Raw genomic sequence first — 17770 nt, 5'->3', positions numbered from 1 at the left:
GATCATGATCTGCTTCCTGCGCCCCTGCATAAGTCTTGCGTAATCTTGTCAAGGGACGGAACTCATTCATATAGATCAGAGGTTTAGGGTCAGGACGGTCGAGATGGGGTCATGTCTGGTGTGCCCTGCCCCGCCCGATCCCCAAAAGCGCGATGGTCCTTGACTTCCTACTCACATCTTCTTGATGGCGCAAACACAGGATGCAGCCTTGTTTCGAATACAACCTGAGATTTATTCTCTCTGTCCTTCGATCGGAAACACAGTCTTTCCATGATTGGGCCACCTCAAGTGGAATGAGAATGCACCGATGGCATGATTCCTCGTTTTGGCAATCCGATCCGCAAGGTGGAGCGGCGCAACACCAAGGATAGTCGTCGGCCCGGATGTACACCGAAGAGAGCTAAAAATCGTTGCTCCGGTGTGCCGATTGTAGCAAGGTGAGGTCATGAGCTGTCTTTCTTCAAGAAAATCAGGCGGCTCATGCGGTAAGTAAGACTTCGGGCCCCGTGGCGGGACGTTGTTCTCGCCATGAACGCAAGGCGTATCTTGCGGTTCTCTTGGGCTAGTATGGTTCGGTTGTAGATCCGGCGCGGCGTTTCCAGACGTCCGGATCGCAGTTTAAAAGTAGTCGCGGCCAATCTCCCTCGCTTTTGGGTTGGTCGGTTTTTTCGAGGGTTTTCAATGTTTAATTTCGAAGCGAGTCGCGTTCTCAAGTCACCTCTTGCTCGTGGGGACATCATCGCCCCGGAGCCGCAGGCGACCGGAGATTTCACGCGCGGCCGTGACAATACGGAGCCGGAACAGGCGGCACCATTCGGGCCGGCCCTGCGTCGCTGGAAGCGACGCCTTTTCCGGGTGACGATCGGTTTCCAGCCGCGTTCGAGAGCGATCTACAGGGTCTATAATTCGGCGATCGCCCTGGCGCTGATCCTGCTCGTATTGCCGTTGTGCCTCATGATCATAGGCCTTCTCTATGCCACGCAGGGCCGACCGATCTTCTATCGGGGACCGCGTATCGGCGAGGACGGACATACCTTCAACATCATCAAGTTCCGGACGCTCGACGGTGCCAAGGCGGCGGCCTTGACCGCCAATCGCGTCCTGCCCTCCGGATCGGGGATCGAGACGCCGCTGGGCCTGTTCCTGCGCGAGACGCGGCTCGACGAGTTGCCTCAGCTTTTCAATGTGCTGCGCGGCGACATGAACATGTGCGGCCCGCGCCCGGTGCGGCCGGAGATCGCCACGCTGAACATCGCGGAAATCCCCGGCTACGAGACCCGCTTCTGCGTGAAGCCGGGCATGATCGGACCGGCGCAGGCCTATATGAGCCACGGTACCTCGAAGGCCATCCGGTCCAGGCTCAACAACAAGATGTGCCGGGCTCCCGTCTCCTATCGGGGCGAGGCGTATCTCATCTGCATCGTCGCCGCCTGTGTCCTGATGCGCACCGTTTCTCGGATGCTCAAACAGATCGGATCGATTTTGCGGCCGGCGAGCTCAGCCCGTGAGGCGAAGGCCGATCGCGGGCTGCGGTTCATCGCGGATGATGGCACCGAAAGCCGTGTCGCATGGATCGACGAAACCGCCTTGGCCCTCGAAGGCGGCAAGGCCCTTCCATCCCCGGCCACCGGGCGGCTGTTTCTGTCGCTGCCGAACGGCCAGTCCCGCTGCGTCTGCATAGATCTCGATCAAGGTCTCGACGGGACGGCGGTGAGCGATTGCGGCTTTTTCCGCTACCGGCCACGCAGCGAGTTCGGTGAGCATATTCTCAGCCGGTACTTCTTTCAGAAGGTCGTCGTTCCCCACCGTTCCGAGTTTCTCGCAGCCCGGATCGGGCGCGCCATGTCGCGGCGCGCACCGGTCTCGCCATAGTCGGGATCGCCGACAGAGCATCATGCCCAGTCCCGTGCCATTCCCCTCAGCCACCGCCGCAGCTGCAACTCTGGCCGGGCTTGCTGATACGGCGGTGGGGCACGGCGCCGCGCTATCGACGAATGGCAGTCCGTAGCGTGCGAGCGATCGGGGGTGGCGGTCCCGCGCGATACGCCACCCATCCCCCACCCTGTCGGGAGTAGAGAATTGAACAAGATCGTCCCGCCACCGGTCCCGCCGCGCGCCCTGTTCGTCACGCGCGGGAGCTTCTCTCATATCAACGCCCAGCTCGACGTGGCGCTGCGCAGGGTGCGCCCGGATCTGGTGATCCAACGCTTCGATGTGACGGAGGCCCTGAAGACCGACAGAATGGCGCAGCTACGCTGCCTACTCGGTGTGCAGCGGGAATACGGGCTGTCCAGCTGGAGGTCGCGCGACACCGCCCGTTACCGGGTGATGCGGTCGCAATCCTACTACCGCGAGGCTCGGGCGCTGCTCCGCCGCCGCTTCGCCGGCGAAAATTTCGCCTTCACGCTGCAGACCCAGTCGTTGATCAACGCCGCGCTGCCGGGCACGCCGAATTTCGTCTACACGGATCATGTGGCGCGAGCCTCCTGTGGCGAGATGCAGACCGCTTCGAGCGAGCCGAGCGCGGGCTGGTGGGCGCGCGAGCGCGAGATCTACGACGAGGCCGCGCATGTCTTCACCTTCGGGCCCAAGATCCGGAACATGTTGACGACCGGCTACGGCATACCGGCCTCGAAGACCTCGGCGATCGGCGCCGGGGCCTCCGTGGTTCCGAAGCGGCCGGTGGATGAAACGCTCACGCGATACGCGGCCCGGAATATCGTCTTCGTCGGCATCGATTGGGAGCGCAAGGGCGGGCCCGAACTCGTCGCCGCGTTCCGGGCGCTGCGCCGCCGCCTGCCGGATGCGACGCTCACCATCATCGGCTGCCGGCCCGAGGTGACGGAGCCCGGGGTGACGGTGCTCGGGCGGCTGCCGCTCGCCGAGGTGGAGGAGCACTACCACGCCGCCTCCTGTTTCTGCATGCCGTCACGGTTGGAGCCCTTTGGCATCGTATTCATCGAGGCGATGCAGTTCGGCCTGCCGGTCGTCGCTACGGATGTCAGCGACATTGGCGCCATCGTCGCGGCGGGCGAAACCGGACGCCTCGCCGCGCCGGGAGATACCGCGGCCCTGGCGCAGGCCCTTTACGACACGCTTCGCGATCCGACGCAGTGCCAGGCCATGGGGCGGGCTTCCCGGCGGCGCGCCACCCAGTTCACCTGGGATGCCGTCGCGCGGCGCATCCTCGCCCGCGCCATGGAGGAAACCGGGGCCCGCGCATTCGATCTGGAGCCGAGCTGGTGACCCGCATCCTCTATATCATCGACAGCCTGAAGATCGGCGGTGCGGAAATGCTTCTTCTCGGCCTGCTGGATGCGGTCAAGAAACGCGGCGACATCGCGCATGTCGCCTATTTCTCGCCCGGTCCGCTGGAAAGCGCCGTCGCGGCGCGGGGGATCGAGGCAACCCGGCTGAGCGAGAAAGGTCTTCGCGATCCCCTCGCGATGATCCGGGCCCTGCAGCTGATCCGCCGCTGGCGTCCGGATATCGTGCATACCCATCTGATAAAGAGCGATCTGGTCGGCCAGCTGGCGGCGCGGCTCGCGCGGCGCCGTCGCATCATCACGCTGCACAACACCGACCCTTGGCGCCGGAACCGCAAGATGAGCTTTGCATATCGTGCGGCAACGTCCGGCGCGGATGCCTGCATCGCCGTCTCTGACCGGGTGGCCGAGCATGTCGCGCAGTATGGCGGCTATCGCCGTGACCGGATCGATACCATCGTCAACGGCATCGATCTCGGCCGGTTCGATCCCGAGGCGGTCGATCCGCTGGACCTGTCCCCTTATGGCGTCGAGCCCGGCGTTCCGGTGATCGCCGTGATCGGCAGCCTGACGGAGCAGAAGGATCACGAGAATTTCCTACGCGCCGCCGCCTTGCTGGCCCCGCATCGGTCGCGGCCCCATTTCCTCGTCGTGGGTGAGGGCCCGCTTCGGGACCGGATCCAGAGAGGCATAGGCGAGATGGGCCTTCCGCCCGAGCGCGTGACGCTGACCGGCGCGATCCTCGACATGCCCGAGCTGCTCGCCGCGATCGACATGCTGGTGATCTCCTCGGGCTGGGAAGGGTTGCCCATGACGCTGCTCGAAGGCATGGCGATGCGGCGCCCGGTGGTCTCGACAGCGGTGGGGGGCATCCCCGATGTCGTGGTCGACGGGGTGAATGGCAGCCTCGTGCCGCCATCGGATCCGCAGGCGCTCGCCACGGCGATGGAGCGCATGCTGGCCGATCCGATCCGGGCCGAGGAGATCGGGATCGCGGCCCGTCGCACCGTCTCGACGCGCTTCAGCGCCGAGGTGATGCGCCAGCGCCTGTGCGACCTCTACGACGCGACCTTGGCCGATGCCCCACCGCCGGACATGCCGGAAACCTTGGCCTGAACGAAGGACGATGCAGATGATTTCGAAGACCTTGCAAGTTCTCTTCCTTTCGCTCCTCGCGATCTGTTCCGCCGTCGCGGTCCACGCCCAGACGGATGCCGATTACACCGTGGGGGTGGGCGACCGGCTGGCCGTCTCGATCTATGGCAAACCCGAATTGTCCGGCACCTTCGAGGTTCGGGCCGACGGGCAGGTGGTCCTGCATCTCCTGGGGGGCATCCCGGTGGCCGGCGCGACGGTCCGCGAGATCGAGCAACGCATCGAGGCGGAGGCGCAGGAGCGGTTCTCCAGCCGCGAATCCGTCTTGGTCGACATGGCCGAGTACCGCAGCGTGTATGTCGCGGGCGTCGTCGACATTCCCGGCGCCTATGAATACCGCCCCGGCCTGACCGTGATGAAAGCGGTGGCGCTTGCCGGCGGCCTGCAGAAGGCGCCCGCGGAAACCAATCTCGACCGCGAGGTCGAGGCGACCCGCCGCCGCGCCGTGGAGGCGCGCGAAAAGCTGACCTTCGCCGAGGCGGAACAGGCGGCGCTGGCGAAGGAATTGGCGCGGATCGAGGGAGGCGGCGTCGCCGAAGCGCAGGAGACGCTTCCCGAAGGCCCCCTTGGCGACCAGCACCAACTCGTCGATCTGCGACGCTCCCTGACGGAGGGGCTGACCGCGGGTTCGGAGCGCAAGATGATCCTTGCGGATGAAGAGGCGATGCTCTTCTCGCAGCGCCGCGAATTGATCAACAGCCAGCTCGCCGCGACGCAAGAGCAGTTGAGCGGCATGGAAGATCTTGCCGCGAGGGGGCTGGCGCGGCGCGAACAGACGCTTCAGCTCGAGATCAACGCCGACGAGTTCCGCTCCGACGCTCTCGAGGCTGCGGCGTTCGAGGCGCGCGCCCGCCAGACGATCGCGAATGCCGAGAGCGACATCCGCATCGCGGAGATGGAGTACAACCACAAGCTTTTGGCCGACAAGATCGCGGCCGACCAGCGCGTCGCCTTGGCGCGCGCGGAACTGCAGCTGGCCTTGGACTATCTTCGCGAAACCGATCCTTCGGCGATGCAGGGCATGGGCGACATGGGCGCGATGATGCAGACCGTGTACGAGATTCACCGTTCGGGCGAGGACGGTCCGATCAGGGCCGAACCCAACACGCCCCTCGCTCCCGACGATCTCCTGATGGTCGAGATGGTCGGTCTGCAGGCGGTGGGGCAATAGGGTTCGGGAGACATGAACTGGATCGAGCTCCGAAGCGTGGCACGCGAAGGGGGCGGGCAGCGCTTCGGGGCGTTCGTCCCGGATAGCCGTACTTCTTTTCGAGGCATCCCGTAATGCGGCGCCGGGGGGGAGTTCGTACATCGTACTTCGGGGTATTCATTTGATTCCGCGTCGGAGCATATCCTGTTTTCCTGAAGGAAATTTTCTCCATATTATTGGTAATGGTTTTCGAGTTTGAGTTTTTGCTATGGGGCCTGTTGCCGGGGCTTCATCTTCGAAAAAGGGATCCTATTGTCAATTCACCGTTGTCCGCCTAGGGAACTTTCCTCGTTCTGAGGTGCAATCTGTAGATCAAGTCACAGCCTCAACGGATGAGTAAAGCGTCCGATAATCGGCGATCATTTGCATTCTCGATAAATTTTCAGCCGGACAACTCGGAAGATTGAATCAGTGGTTCTGTGGGCACCCTCGCACATTGAAAAGACGCGGCGTTTCTGGAGACAGTTTCGGTTCTCGCCGGCTCGGAAGGCGACGGGAGATGACGGTGCAGGGTTGGGCGATGGGGCGTGGTTACATGGCGGGTTGGTGAGCCTCTCTCCCTTCACAAGAATCAACCAAAGGCTGAGTTGGCCCTCAGCTTGGCATCGCGTCTCACCTCGCATGGTACTCTGACGACGCAACAAGGCGGGGTGGGATTCAGGCGCCTGAAGCCGGCGCTGAGGCGGATGGGACCATTCTTCGCCCCGTCGGGCGAGACCAAGTGCCTCCCCGAAACCATCAAGGAAAATGTTCCCCTATGGGTGTTCCCTTATGGGTAGGTGCGACGCCAATCGCGTTGGGGGCCGGTTTCGGCGTAGACGTCGAGCAGCCGCTCCATCCACGACTTGACCCCGTAGTTGCCCAGAGCACGACGTCGCACGGCCTCGGCCGTCTGCAGGCGCAGCGCCGGGTCGCCGATCATGTCGAGGAGCCCGCGCGACAACGCCTCGGGGGCCTGCGGGGGAACGAGGATCGCGCCCGTGTCGCGCAGAACGAGGCGATTTTCGCCGACATCCGTCACGACCGGGGGGACACCGTTGGCCATGGCCTCGAGTAGCGAAACCGGCGCCCCCTCCCAATGCGACGAACTGACGAAGATGTCGCTCGCGGCGAGGAGATCCGGAATATCGCCTCGCTGCCCGAGGAAGCGGATCTGTTCGGTGATCCCGAGCCTTTCGGCCAGTCGTTCAAGGTTTTGCTGGCGATCGGGCTCCCGGGCGTCCCCGATCAGCAAGAGTACGGTGTCGGGCACCTCGGCGGCGACGCGAGCGAAAGCCTCGAGCAGGACGTCATGGGCTTTTTGCCCGATGATCGCCCCCACGCAGGCCAAGGCCAATGTATCGTCCGAAAGCCCGAGTTCCGACCTGATCCGGGAGCGCGCAGCTGCATCGGCGACAACGCTTTCGGGCACCGCATTCGGAACCACGCGCACGCTTGCTCGGCCGATCTCGGCACGGGAGGCCTCCGCAACCGCCTGGCCTACGGCGATCCTCTGAACGCCGGGAAGGCGCATGGCGGCGCGGTGGAGCAGCTTGCGGCTCAGCCGCACCCGCTTCACGCTGGGGCGCACGTTGTGGATGGTGGTGGCGAAAGGGATGCCGAGCAGACGGCAGGCAAAGGCGCCGAGGGTGGTCGAGGACGCCAGATGCGCGTGCAGATACTCGATCCGGTGTCGCCGAAGCTCGTGGAGCAGGTTCCTGAACCGTCTGTAATCGATCAGGTTCTTTCCGGGCAGGGCCACGACCCTGGTTCCCATGGCCTCCAGCTCGCGGCGGAACGGCGTGTCGGCGTCGCTCAGCACGAAGACGGTCAGGGACACGTCCACGCGGTCCCGCACCGCCTCGGCGAAGGTCACCACCAAGCGCTCGGCGCCGCCGGTGACCAGCGTGTCGACCAGGTAGCCGAGCCGAAGCGGCTCGGCCAAGTGAATATGCGCATCGATGCCGGTGGCGATGTTCATCGCGCTCAGGTCCCGGAACGGTTGGTCGCGCGGCGCGCATTGCGGATCACCATGACGCCCGGATCGTTCGGGACCCGCTGTGGCCGCGGCTCGACCTTCTTGGGTGCGAGCAGCATGGAGATCACGACCGCGGCGAAGGCGGCAAGCGCGGCCACCACGACCGCGACGGCGAGCTTGGTATTGCGCGGCATGCTGGCCGGGCGCAGCGGCGGGACGCCGGTTTCGATGACCCGTACGTTGTCGAAATTCGACACGGCCTTGCTGTCGCGCAGCCGCAGTTCGAGCTCGGCCAGACGTTCGGCCTGTGCTTCCTGGCGGACCCGCAGGATCCGCACCCGCGGCATGATCTCGGAGATGTCCTCGATCTCGGTTTCCAGTGACGCCTTTTCCTGGCTTAGGAAGTCGACCCGGGCCTGCGCGTCATTGACGGCGAGTTCGGCCTGCCGCCGCTCGGTCTCGGACACCAGCCGGTCCTGAAGCGCGGCATGTTGCTGCTGGAACGAGATCAGCGCCAGCTGGGCATCGCGCAGATCGGCGGTCAGCTTTGCATGATCATTGGTGGCGTTCTTCAGCTGCTCCTCGACCACGCTCGGGTCCGGCCCGCCGAGAAGCTGCGTCAGCCGCGCGTCGATCTGGTCCGCTTCGCGTCGGGCGTTCTCCAGACGCTCGGTCACGGTCGCGAGCTCTCGTCCGAGATACATGCTTCGCCGCTGTTCGAGGAAGCCGTCGGTAAGCGCGTTGGCCAGTTCGGCGGCAATCGTGGGATCGGTATGCCGCACCGCGATCTTGACCACGTAGGAGCCGGTGATGAGCTCCACCTTGGTGGCCGCGTCGAGCGCGAGTACCGCCGCCCGCCGCCCGGCCTCGGTGAAGGGCAGGTCCGGATAGGTACGGGTGAAGCCCACCTTCTCGATCGCCGCCTCTATCAACCCTGGGTTGTCTAGGAGGAGCATCTCCGCGTTGACGAAGCCCTGGAAGTCGCCGGCGTTCGGCGCCTTGATGTCGCTCAGGCTGGGCTCCGGGACATAGACATATTCCCGCCCCAGCGCGAAGGAAATGAGCGATCGCGCCTCGTAGATGGGCACCTGCTGCCTGATCACGAAGACCAGGGGCGCGAGAACTGCGAAAAAAACGATTACTGCCAGAATGCTACGCTTCACGATCGTTACCAATCCCACACCGGGCGTCACAAGCTGCTAACTGCAACGACTTATTAAAAAAGCGAAAATGGTTCTTGCCTTCGGAGACTAGCACCGCCCTCGTCATTCGGCAACATTCCGTTTTTGGGTCGGGCCGGCGCGGCGGGAAACAATGAATTGCGAGGCGGGGATTGTTCCCTATCCATCCCTATGCCGCGCGATGCGCGGGCTCTCTTTATGCGATCCGCGCATTTTCTTACTTTGCGGATCGGGAACGCCGTCTTAGGCTGTTCTCGAATCTTTGCGTAGGCAGCGGTCGGCTGAATTCACGCGCCACCAATTCCTCGCCCCCGAAATTCTTCGAGGCACGGGACGCATGACATTCTCACCGGGCAAGGCGACGACACGAAACGTGTTCTGGGCCTATCTGTCCTTCGCGAGCACCAAGGCCCTGAACCTCGTGGCGATCATCCTGGTCGCGCGCTATGTCGATCCCGCCGAGTTCGGGCTCATGGCGATCTGCCTCGCGATCATGGGCTATTTCGAGATCATCTCGCAGTTCGGTCTCGGCGCGGCCCTGATCTCCACCCCCGACCGGGAAGAAGAGACCGCGAATGCGGTCTTCATCTGCGCCATGGTGATGTCCTCCACGATGGCGATCCTGCTCTGGGCCATCGCCGGTCCGATCGCCGAGCTCTACGGGGCCCCTGCCCTGCAGGACCTGCTGACGGCGATCGCCGCCGCCCTGGTGATCCGGGCGCTGACCACCGTGCAGTCGAGCCTGCTGTTCCGCGAATTGCGGCTGCGCGACAAGATCGTGCCGGACGTGGTCCGCGGCCTGACCAAGGGCCTGGTCTCCATCGCCCTGGCGATCATGGGTTACGGCGTCTGGGCCCTGGCACTGGGCTATCTGGCCAGCGCCGTCGCGGGATCGATCGCCCTCGCGATCGTCCGGCCGTGGCGGCCGACCGGTCTTCCCAGCCTCGCGATGATCCGTCACGTGATGCGGTTCGGGGCCCATCTGATCGGCGCCGAAACCATCAACTCGACGCCTCGGCTGCTCGACAATTTGCTCGTCGGCAAGTTTCTCGGCCCCGCCGCGCTCGGCATCTACGCGCTCGCCTTCCGGATCCCCGAGCTCGGAATCAAGAGCTTCACGACCGTAGCAGGCTCGGTGCTGCACCCGGTGATGTCCAAGATTCAGGCCGATCCGGCTGGACTGCGGATCTACTTCTATCAGTCGCTTCGCTACTGCGCCCTGATCATGTTCGGCATCGGCGCCGCGATCGCCGTGCTTTCGGGTCCGCTCGTGCATGTCCTCTACTCGCCCAAATGGTACGACATGGTCGTCCCGATGCAGATCATCGCCGTAGCCTTCGCGATCAGCACGCTGAACATGGTCCCGGGCAAGCTGCTCAAGGCGGTCAGCCGAACCGATCTGCTGTTCCGGGTTTCGCTGTTCAACCTGCCGCTCTTCGTCGGCGTGATCGCGCTGGCCGTGCCGCATGGCATCGCGGCCGTCGCGGCGGCCCAGCTGGTGCTGGCCTTCGTGCGGTTCGTCCCGACCTTTTATGCGCTGAAGCGCGTCATGGACATCAACGTGATGGACACGCTGCAGGCCCTGGGCCCGGCGCTGCTCTGTACCGGCACCGCGACCGTCGCGGCGCTGGTGTCGCTGCAACTGGTCGAGGGCGCCGAGCTGACGCGGTTGCTGGCCGGCGCCGCGACATTCTCATTCTTCTACCTGACGATGCTGCGATTCACGGTTCCCGAGGTCTTCGAGGCCGGGTCACGCGTCGTCCTCCGCAGGAGGCGCACATGACGATCCAACAGGTGGCCCGGCCGGGCATTGCCAAGACCCTGCCCGATTTTCTGGTGATCGGCGCCGCGAAGGCCGGCACCAGCGCTCTATATCAGTACATGCGCGAGCATCCCCAGATCTTCATGCCGGCGAAGGAGATCCGTTACTTCGCCTATGATGGCGGCGAGGAGGCGCGCGACCGCGAAGTACGCTTCGGCAAGCACCATTTCGAGGTCAAGAGCCTCGAAGCCTATCAGGCGCTCTTCGCGCCCGCCGATCCGAGCCTGTCCTGGGGCGAGATCGCCCCGATCTATCTGGAGAGCCCAAGCGCGCCACGCCGGATCCGGGAGCTGATCCCCGACGTGCGCCTGATCGCGAGCCTGCGCAATCCGGTGCATCGTGCCTTCTCGGGGTATGTCATGCAGGTGCGCTCGGGCCGCGAGCATCGACCGGTGCACGAGGCCTTCGATCCCGCCGCGCACCATGTCCAGGCGGGGTTCTACCATGCCCAGATCAAGCGATATCTCGACCTGTTCCCCCGCGAGCAGCTGATGCTGATCCTCTACGAGGAGTTCGCCCGCGACAACAAGCGGACGCTTCGCGATACGTTCGAGTTCCTGGGCGTGGATCCGGACTTCGAGCCGCCGCTGCACCAGAAGCACAATGTGAGCACCTATCCGAAGTCGCGTCTGTTCAATTCGCTGATCGAGAACCGGCTGACCCGGGACATGCTGCGGCCCGCCATGCCCGGATGGCTCCGCCACCTCGCGCGGCGCGCCAAGAAGAGCAATCTTGGAAAACCGCCGCGGATTCCGCCGGTGGTCCATGCCCATCTGCTCGACATCTACCGCGAGGACATCCTGCGGCTGCAGGATCTGACGCGTCTCGACCTCTCCTCCTGGCTCAAGCCGCCTGCCTGATCCCCAAGGGGTCGTAATTCTTCGAAAGGGTTCGCATGTTCACGACCGATGCCTTTACCGGACCGCTCTTCATCGTCGGCAGCCCGCGCAGCGGCACCAAGCTCTTGCGGGAATTGCTGAACCGGAATCCGGGCATCAACCTGTGCAACCCCGAAAGCCATTTCATCCCCTATCTCTACCGGAGCTTCGGCACCGATCCGGCCTTCTTCTCCGTCGATCTCGATCGCTTCTTCGCAGCCTTCGACCGCATGCCTTTTCAGACCTTCAGCCGGCGCATGGGCAAACGCGTCATGCGGCGTGCGGATTTCGAGCAGTTGCGCGATGCCCTGACCTGGGCCGAGGCCTTCGAGCCGATCCTGCGGTTCTACGGCGACCCCGATGCCCCGCAGACGGCGATCTGGGGTGACAAGACCCCCTCCTACGTGCTCGACCTGCCGCTGCTGTCGGAGATCTTCCCGACCGCCCGCTTCATCCACATCATCCGCGATCCGCGCGACGTCGCCGTTTCGGCGCAGAACGCATGGCGCCACAACCTGCTGCGCAGCGCCACGAAATGGGCCCGCAACGTGTCGGTCGGTCGCCGCGACGCCGCCGCGCTCGAGGGGCGCTACATGGAGATCTTCTACGAGGATCTGTTGCGCGCGCCCGAGGCCGAGCTGCGGCGGGCCTGCGATTTTCTCGACGTCGGCTATGCGCCCGAGATGACATCCCTGATCCGGCCCTCCGAGAACATCGGCAAGGCCGCCGGAAAACGCTTCATCGACGCCGCCAATCTGGGACGCTATCGCGAGCGGCTCAGCCCGCGCGCGCAGCGGCGGATCGAGGAGATCGTGTTCGATGCCGCGCGCGACACGCCCTACGAGCTCGAATACGCGACCCGGCACGTGCCGCTCTCGCCCTTGCGGCTCGGCGTCGTCGCGGCGATGGATGGCAGCAGATCGGCCGTGCGATACATCCGCAAGAAGGGGCTGCTCGACGGGATCAGCATCAATCTCGGCAACCGCCTGCAAAAACGGCGCAAGCTGCCATGAGCCACGACACCGTCCATCCGGCGGCGCCGTTCAGGCCCCGCCTGAACCTCGTCTGGATGCTGGCGGCGGGCCTGTTCGCGGGTTTCGTCGCGCTCACGATCGGCGATAAATCCGCCAAGATCCTGATCGTCGCGCCGCTGGCGTTCCTCGGCCTCGCGGCGGCGATACGGTTTCCGCTCATCGCGCTGGCCGGGCTCACGGTGATGATCGTGACGAACATGTCGCAGAACCTCATCGTGGCCTTCGACCTGCCATCGACGGCCAAGCTCGTCGCGCCCGGCCTCTTCGCGCTGCTGGCGGCCCGTTTCCTCCTGTACCAGGAACGGCCCTATATCGCCTGGGTGGCGATCCTGAGCCTGACGGTGTTCTTCGCGCTGAAACTGTTCAGCGCGACCTATGCGGCGCGCTGGGAGCTGAGCCTGAACCTTTCCATCGATTTCGCCAAGGACGCGCTCGTGGCGTTGCTGGCGCTGGCCTTCATGTCGCAGCGCCGGGGCATCGAGACCATCACCACCTCGGCGGTGCTGGCGGTCGCCGCGATCTGCGCCCTGGGCATCTACCAGATCGTCTTTGGCAACATGATGGCCGGTTTCCACGGCTTTGCCGTCGTCATCGCCAATAGCGGGCGTTTCTCTGGGCCGCTCGGCGACGCGAATTTCTTTGCCTGCATCATCGTCTTCACGATCCCGCTGGCCCTGTTCCAGCTTCTCAACGCGCGCAACGCCCTGTCCGGTCTGGGCTGGGCCGTCGTGTCCGGCCTGCTGATCGCGGGGCTGCTCGCGACGCAGTCGCGCGGCGGGTTGATCGGCCTCGCGGTGGCCCTGCTGGTTCTGGGCACCGGCCTGACCCTGCGCCAGGTCCTGAGCTTCGTGGTGATCGGCGTCGTGACGGTATTTCTGGTGGCCGCCGTCGCCAGCGACGAGCTGATCCAGCGTTTCGCGACGATCCTCGGCACCGTTTCCGAAGGCGAGCTGGATACCAGCACGGAAGGCCGGCTGGCCAGCTGGCAGGTGGCGCTGGAGCTGTTCAAGGAGCATCCCGTGCTCGGGGTCGGCATCGGCAATTTCAACTCCTACTATCAGAACATGGCGCTCGAACTCGGCCTGATCTTTCGGGGCGAAGGCCGCTCGACCCACAGCCTGTATCTCGAGATCCTGACCGAACAGGGCCTCGTCGGCCTGCTCCTGATGGGCGCGATCCTGTTCGTCGCGGCCCGCAGCATCATCGGCGCGGTGCGCTTCGCCAATGGAATCGGCGAGGTCCGTCTTGCCCGACATGTCACGGCATTCGGGGCCGGGCTCGCGGGTTACCTCGCCGCGATGACCTTCCTGCAGGATTCCTTTCCGCGCTTTCTGTGGCTGGTCATCGCGGTAGCGCTCGAGGCCGAGTGGATCCTGCGCTACCACTATGCCGGGTCGCCCTTCCTCAGCGGGCGTCCCCGGGTGTTGCGTAGCCGAAACGTTCCATGAGCGCGCTGCAGCTGTGCAGTACCCCGTTGACGGCCTGCGGCGGCAGCCCGGCCCGGGCGGCGCGGTTCACGTCCTTGCGCATATGCGCATTGACGCTGTCGAAGGCGTGGAAGGTGTCGATCTTGTTCATGCCCACGAGGCGACCGTCCGGCGCAAGGACGCGTTCCTTGCGCTGCAGGCACAGCCCCGATGTCGCGCTCGCGTCGAGGCCGCAGGCGGCGTAGACGGTCTCCACCACCTGCCGGAAATCGGCGACCATGTCCTCGAGCCGGATGATCGTGACCGGTAGGCCCTGCGCTTCGAGGTCGAGCAGCCTTTCACCGACATAGCGGTAGAGCGGCAGGATGGTTTCGGGCCGGGCGCCGCGCGCCATCATGCTTTCGCAGATGCCGAAGGGATCGCGCATCAGCCCGATGAACGTCGCATCCGGGTAGATCCGCGCGAGATCCGGCGCCAGTCCGACATTGTAGTTCACCAGCTTGACCACGAGCCTCGATCCGAAGGGCCCGGCCTCGGGGCCGAAGCCCTGCTCGGCGAGGGCACGCCGGTAGCGCCGTACCTCGCCCGTATTGTCGGCGCAGGCCCGCATCAGCGCCGCGTGCAGCCATTTCAGGTCGCGCGCGCCGAGCGGCCCCGGCGGGCGGCGGGGATTGAGGACGTCGCCACGGCGCATCAGCGTCGGCAGGTAGCCGGCCCAGCAGCGCAGCGCCGCGAGGCTGGCCGGGCGTCGCGGCCGCAGCACCTCGTGCAGCTCGCCATTCGGCCAGTAGGTATCGGGATGCGAACGCAGCGCGTTGAGGATCTGGTTCGTGCCCCCCCGCTGCAGGCCAAGCAGGAAAATCGGTCCGGTCTCAGGCATGGCTTCCTCCTGCCGTGGCTTGCGTCACGAGTTCCGCGTATTCGGCGAGCAGGCCCGAAGCCGTCCGCCTTATGTCGTAGTCTTCGGCCACCGTGCGCTGCGCGGCGGCGCCGAGCCGGTTGCGCAGATCCTCGTCGGCGGCAAGCGCGCCGAGCGCCGCGACCAGCTCGTCCCGGTCATCCACCGAGAACAGCAGGCCGTTCTGCCCATCCACGACGAAATCCATCGCACCGCCGGTGCGCGCGGTGACCGTCGCCAACCCGGTGGCGCAGGCTTCGAGCAGCGCGTTCGACAGCCCTTCGCGCGCCGAAGGGAGCACGAAGACGTCGCAGGCGCGCAGCAGGTCTGGCATGTCCTCGACATGGCCCAGCATGCGGATGCCGGGCTGTTCGAGCAGCGCGGCCGGGATCGCTTCGCCTTCGCCGAAGGTGGCCTCGTAACCCTCGCCCGACGCGCGGTTCGCCCCCGCGATGAGCAGCGTCGCCTGCGGGTGATCGGCGCGAACCGATTTCCAGGCCTCCAGCAGCAGCGGCAGGCGCTTCTGCGCCGCCATGCGACCGGCAAAGAGGAACAGCACCCCGCTCGGAAGCCCGAGCCGCAACCGCAATTCCTCTCGCTTGACCGGATGCTCGAGCGGGTAGAACCGGCGACCATCCACGCCGTTGGGGATGAAGCGGAACTTCTCCCCGGGCAGCCCGAGATCGAGAAGCTCCTGTTCGATCTCGCGGCTGATCACCACGAAGCGATCGACGGCCCGCCCGAGATAGGACAGCCGGCGTCGACCGAGCGGCTTGCGCATGATCGCGCTGGCCTCGCCGCCGCACATGGGCTTTGCCAGAAGCGGGCGGCGCGTCAGCCCGCGGCCCAACGCGCCTGCAAGGGCGGGCGAGAAGAGCGAATGGCAGTGGATCACGTCCGGCTGCAGCCGCCTGATCTCGCGGGCCGCGCCCAGAATGAAGCCAAGACTGCCCAGCGGGCCGGAATTGGGAATCCGCGACACCTGCACCCCGTCGATCTCCTCGCGCGCAGCGAGGCCGGGATAGCGGCGGGTGACGATCTGCACGCGGTGGCCGTCATCGATCATGAGACGCGCGAGCTGCGCGACCTGCTTCTCCGCCCCGCCGACGATGGGGTGGTAGGAGGAGATGACCATGCAGATGTTCAAGGGTCGCGCCGGTGCCACCGCGTTCGACACGGCGCCGGCCTCGGAAAGGTCCCGCGGCGACATTCAGCGGCCCTCCGAGGGGGATCGCGCGGGGATGATCGGCCGCGGCGTTCCCCGCGCGCGGGATTTCCCGGCGGTCACGTTGGAGAGAAGCTCGATCCATTTGGCGACCATTTCGGTCTTGTCGAACAGGGCGACGGTGCGTTGGCGCGCCGCCCCGGCATAGCGGCGCCGCAGGCCGGGATCGCGCAGCACGTCATCGAGCGCCGACGCCAGATCCTCGGTCGCCCCCGCCGCGACCAGCCGTCCGCTGACCCCGTCCTCGATCGCCTCGGCGCAGCCATCGACATCCGTGGACAGGCAGCAGCAACCGCATGCCATGGCCTCGAGCAAGGTCAGGGGCAGCCCCTCCCAATGCGAGGTCAGCACGTAGACGTCGAGGGCCTGAAGTACCTGTTCCGGCGCGCTTTGCCAGCCCAGCATGGCGACCCGGTCCGACAGGCCGGCCGCCGCGAGCGCGGCCTCGACCTCGCCACGCAGCCGGCCTTCGCCGGCAAGGACGAACTGCGCCTCCGGATGGCGCCCGGCGACCCGCCGCAACGTGTCGACATAGTCGAGCGGCGCCTTTTGCGGTTCGATCCGCCCGATCCAGCCGACCACCGGGCGGTCGGGGTCGAGACCCAATGCGCGAATCCGCGCGGCGCGATCCTCGGCGGGCCGGAAGCGATCGATATCGACCCCGGTGCGGATCACGCTGATCCGGTCGGGACGGACGAGCTTGTGGGCCAGGGTCTGGCGCCGGGCATAGTCGGTCAGGGTCACGACATGGCCACCGAACCATTTTGCCGCGAAGTCGAGCGCCCAGTAGAGCGACGCCTTGCGGCCCTGCACCCGTTTCAGGAAGGGCAGCGACGCCTGCCGATAGATGATCGGCCGACCGGTGATGAGCCCGACCGCGCGCCCGATGAAGCCGGCCTTGCTGCCGTGGCAGATCACCACGTCGACGTCGAGATCGCGCACGAGGCGGAGCGTTCGCATCAGGACCCTCGCATCTCCCAACGGGTCGATGCTGTAGCGCGCCATGGGCATCGCCTCCGCACCGAGACCGAGCCCGGTGAGGTTCTGCGCATAGGATTCCGCTTCCTCCGACAAACACAACGTGTGCGAAACCACGCCCATCTTGTCGAGCTCGGACAAAAGGAGCCGATTGTAGAGGGCAATACCTCCCGTTGCCTTGGTCAAAGCGAGTATTTTGAAATCGTGCATTGGGATACCGCTCCCTGGAACCTGATACCGATGCCGTTCATGTGCACTTGAACGGCGCACCTGCCGGTTCGGTGGAGCGATGTCGGTAAAATGCGACCGAAAATGACATCGGCTCCAGCGCCGGCCATTTGAGCATGCCGCAGGTGTTGCGTTGATGACAGGAAAAACGTGATTGCGGCGCGGATTGGGGGGTGGGCGGCGGGACCGGCGTGAAATTGCCGGGTTTTCGCCGGGGAATCGGTCGGTCCTTGCGCTGTGATCGACCCCGAAGGAGCCGGTTCGGCTGGGAAACGAAGGTTTCGCGGGCTGCGGGGCGGGAACGGGTCGGGTGCGACGATTTGTCGTGTGGCGGCCCGCAGCCCGTTAACGGGTCGGGAAAGTTTCGCGGTCTAGCCTGCCCCTCGTTCCCGCCTTTCGCGGCGGATTTCGCGAGTTTCGGTAAGGCTCCGCCGATCAATGGCGGATTTCCACTTAGCGACGTGGCGTCACGACCTGAGGGACTGCACAGGCAGATCGGGCTGGATATGCA

13 protein-coding genes are annotated in these 17770 nt (G+C 65.2%); 8 read left to right on the top strand and 5 right to left on the bottom strand.

What is annotated here, in order from left to right:
* Positions 1-681 precede the first annotated feature (681 nt).
* The 4 genes from ACRAQ3_RS17855 to ACRAQ3_RS17840 all read left to right on the top strand — a co-directional run bounded on the left by ACRAQ3_RS17855 (position 682) and on the right by ACRAQ3_RS17840 (position 5592).
* Positions 682-1872, top strand: a complete 1191-nt coding sequence (locus tag ACRAQ3_RS17855) for a sugar transferase (protein ID WP_432256641.1) — start codon at positions 682-684, stop codon at positions 1870-1872.
* Between the two features lie 207 nt (positions 1873-2079).
* Positions 2080-3246, top strand: coding sequence for a glycosyltransferase family 4 protein (locus tag ACRAQ3_RS17850; protein ID WP_432256640.1), 1167 nt, complete (start codon positions 2080-2082; stop codon positions 3244-3246).
* On the top strand, positions 3243-4382 hold the full coding sequence (locus ACRAQ3_RS17845; RefSeq protein WP_432256639.1) for a glycosyltransferase: 1140 nt from the start codon (positions 3243-3245) through the stop codon (positions 4380-4382). The genes ACRAQ3_RS17850 and ACRAQ3_RS17845 overlap by 4 nt, the downstream gene beginning before the upstream one ends.
* Before the next feature lie 16 nt (positions 4383-4398).
* A complete protein-coding gene (locus tag ACRAQ3_RS17840; protein WP_432256638.1) occupies positions 4399-5592 on the top strand; it encodes a polysaccharide biosynthesis/export family protein in 1194 nt (397 codons plus the stop codon).
* Between the two features lie 808 nt (positions 5593-6400).
* Here the strand turns inward: ACRAQ3_RS17840 and ACRAQ3_RS17835 are convergent.
* Positions 6401-7591 carry a glycosyltransferase gene (locus ACRAQ3_RS17835; RefSeq protein WP_432256637.1) on the bottom strand — a complete coding sequence of 397 codons (1191 nt, stop codon included), beginning with the start codon at positions 7589-7591 and terminating at the stop codon, positions 6401-6403.
* Between the two features lie 5 nt (positions 7592-7596).
* Positions 7597-8691, bottom strand: coding sequence for a hypothetical protein (locus ACRAQ3_RS17830; protein ID WP_269396899.1), 1095 nt, complete (start codon positions 8689-8691; stop codon positions 7597-7599).
* 415 nt (positions 8692-9106) lie between these two features.
* On the opposite strand from ACRAQ3_RS17830, the gene ACRAQ3_RS17825 reads away from it, so the two are divergent.
* Genes ACRAQ3_RS17825 through ACRAQ3_RS17810 form a run of 4 tightly spaced genes read left to right on the top strand, consistent with a single transcriptional unit; the run spans position 9107 to position 13951 of the window.
* The gene (locus tag ACRAQ3_RS17825; protein WP_269396900.1) at positions 9107-10552 is read left to right on the top strand and encodes a lipopolysaccharide biosynthesis protein; all 1446 of its coding nucleotides are present in this window, start codon (positions 9107-9109) and stop codon (positions 10550-10552) included.
* Positions 10549-11451, top strand: coding sequence for a sulfotransferase family protein (locus ACRAQ3_RS17820; protein ID WP_432256636.1), 903 nt, complete (start codon positions 10549-10551; stop codon positions 11449-11451). Before ACRAQ3_RS17825 ends, ACRAQ3_RS17820 begins: the two co-directional genes overlap by 4 nt.
* 35 nt (positions 11452-11486) lie before the next feature.
* Positions 11487-12482: a sulfotransferase family protein gene (locus ACRAQ3_RS17815; protein ID WP_269396902.1), complete on the top strand. Its 996-nt coding sequence runs from the start codon at positions 11487-11489 to the stop codon at positions 12480-12482.
* Positions 12479-13951, top strand: a complete 1473-nt coding sequence (locus ACRAQ3_RS17810; protein ID WP_432256635.1) for an O-antigen ligase family protein — start codon at positions 12479-12481, stop codon at positions 13949-13951. The genes ACRAQ3_RS17815 and ACRAQ3_RS17810 overlap by 4 nt, the downstream gene beginning before the upstream one ends.
* On the opposite strand, the gene ACRAQ3_RS17805 is transcribed toward ACRAQ3_RS17810, so the two are convergent.
* From ACRAQ3_RS17805 to ACRAQ3_RS17795, 3 genes are read right to left on the bottom strand one after another with little or no spacing between them, the layout of a single operon-like run.
* Positions 13908-14810 (bottom strand): sulfotransferase family protein, encoded by a 903-nt coding sequence (locus tag ACRAQ3_RS17805; protein ID WP_269396904.1) that lies wholly within the window; start codon positions 14808-14810, stop codon positions 13908-13910. The genes ACRAQ3_RS17810 and ACRAQ3_RS17805 overlap by 44 nt on opposite strands.
* Entirely contained in the window at positions 14803-16038 is a 1236-nt protein-coding gene (locus ACRAQ3_RS17800) for a glycosyltransferase family 4 protein (protein ID WP_432256634.1), read from the bottom strand. Before ACRAQ3_RS17800 ends, ACRAQ3_RS17805 begins: the two co-directional genes overlap by 8 nt.
* Positions 16039-17241: a glycosyltransferase gene (locus ACRAQ3_RS17795; RefSeq protein ID WP_432256633.1), complete on the bottom strand. Its 1203-nt coding sequence runs from the start codon at positions 17239-17241 to the stop codon at positions 16039-16041.
* Positions 17242-17770 lie beyond the last annotated feature (529 nt).

Origin of the sequence: Limimaricola sp. AA108-03 (genome assembly GCF_050847355.1) — a bacterium.
Taxonomy (GTDB): Bacteria; Pseudomonadota; Alphaproteobacteria; order Rhodobacterales; family Rhodobacteraceae; genus Limimaricola.
Note: the sequence above shows the minus strand (reverse complement) of the source record. Positions and strands in the feature narration are given on the sequence as shown.

What these genes read in the sequence shown, in the direction of transcription:
- ACRAQ3_RS17825 (WP_269396900.1), top strand. Translation starts at nt 9,107, where the DNA reads ATGACATTCTCACCGGGCAAGGCGACGACACGAAACGTGTTCTGGGCC.
- ACRAQ3_RS17810 (WP_432256635.1), top strand. Translation starts at nt 12,479, where the DNA reads ATGAGCCACGACACCGTCCATCCGGCGGCGCCGTTCAGGCCCCGCCTG.
- ACRAQ3_RS17855 (WP_432256641.1), top strand. Translation starts at nt 682, where the DNA reads ATGTTTAATTTCGAAGCGAGTCGCGTTCTCAAGTCACCTCTTGCTCGT.
- ACRAQ3_RS17820 (WP_432256636.1), top strand. Translation starts at nt 10,549, where the DNA reads ATGACGATCCAACAGGTGGCCCGGCCGGGCATTGCCAAGACCCTGCCC.
- ACRAQ3_RS17840 (WP_432256638.1), top strand. Translation starts at nt 4,399, where the DNA reads ATGATTTCGAAGACCTTGCAAGTTCTCTTCCTTTCGCTCCTCGCGATC.
- ACRAQ3_RS17800 (WP_432256634.1), bottom strand. Translation starts at nt 16,038, where the DNA reads ATGTCGCCGCGGGACCTTTCCGAGGCCGGCGCCGTGTCGAACGCGGTG.
- ACRAQ3_RS17815 (WP_269396902.1), top strand. Translation starts at nt 11,487, where the DNA reads ATGTTCACGACCGATGCCTTTACCGGACCGCTCTTCATCGTCGGCAGC.
- ACRAQ3_RS17805 (WP_269396904.1), bottom strand. Translation starts at nt 14,810, where the DNA reads ATGCCTGAGACCGGACCGATTTTCCTGCTTGGCCTGCAGCGGGGGGGC.
- ACRAQ3_RS17835 (WP_432256637.1), bottom strand. Translation starts at nt 7,591, where the DNA reads ATGAACATCGCCACCGGCATCGATGCGCATATTCACTTGGCCGAGCCG.
- ACRAQ3_RS17795 (WP_432256633.1), bottom strand. Translation starts at nt 17,241, where the DNA reads ATGCACGATTTCAAAATACTCGCTTTGACCAAGGCAACGGGAGGTATT.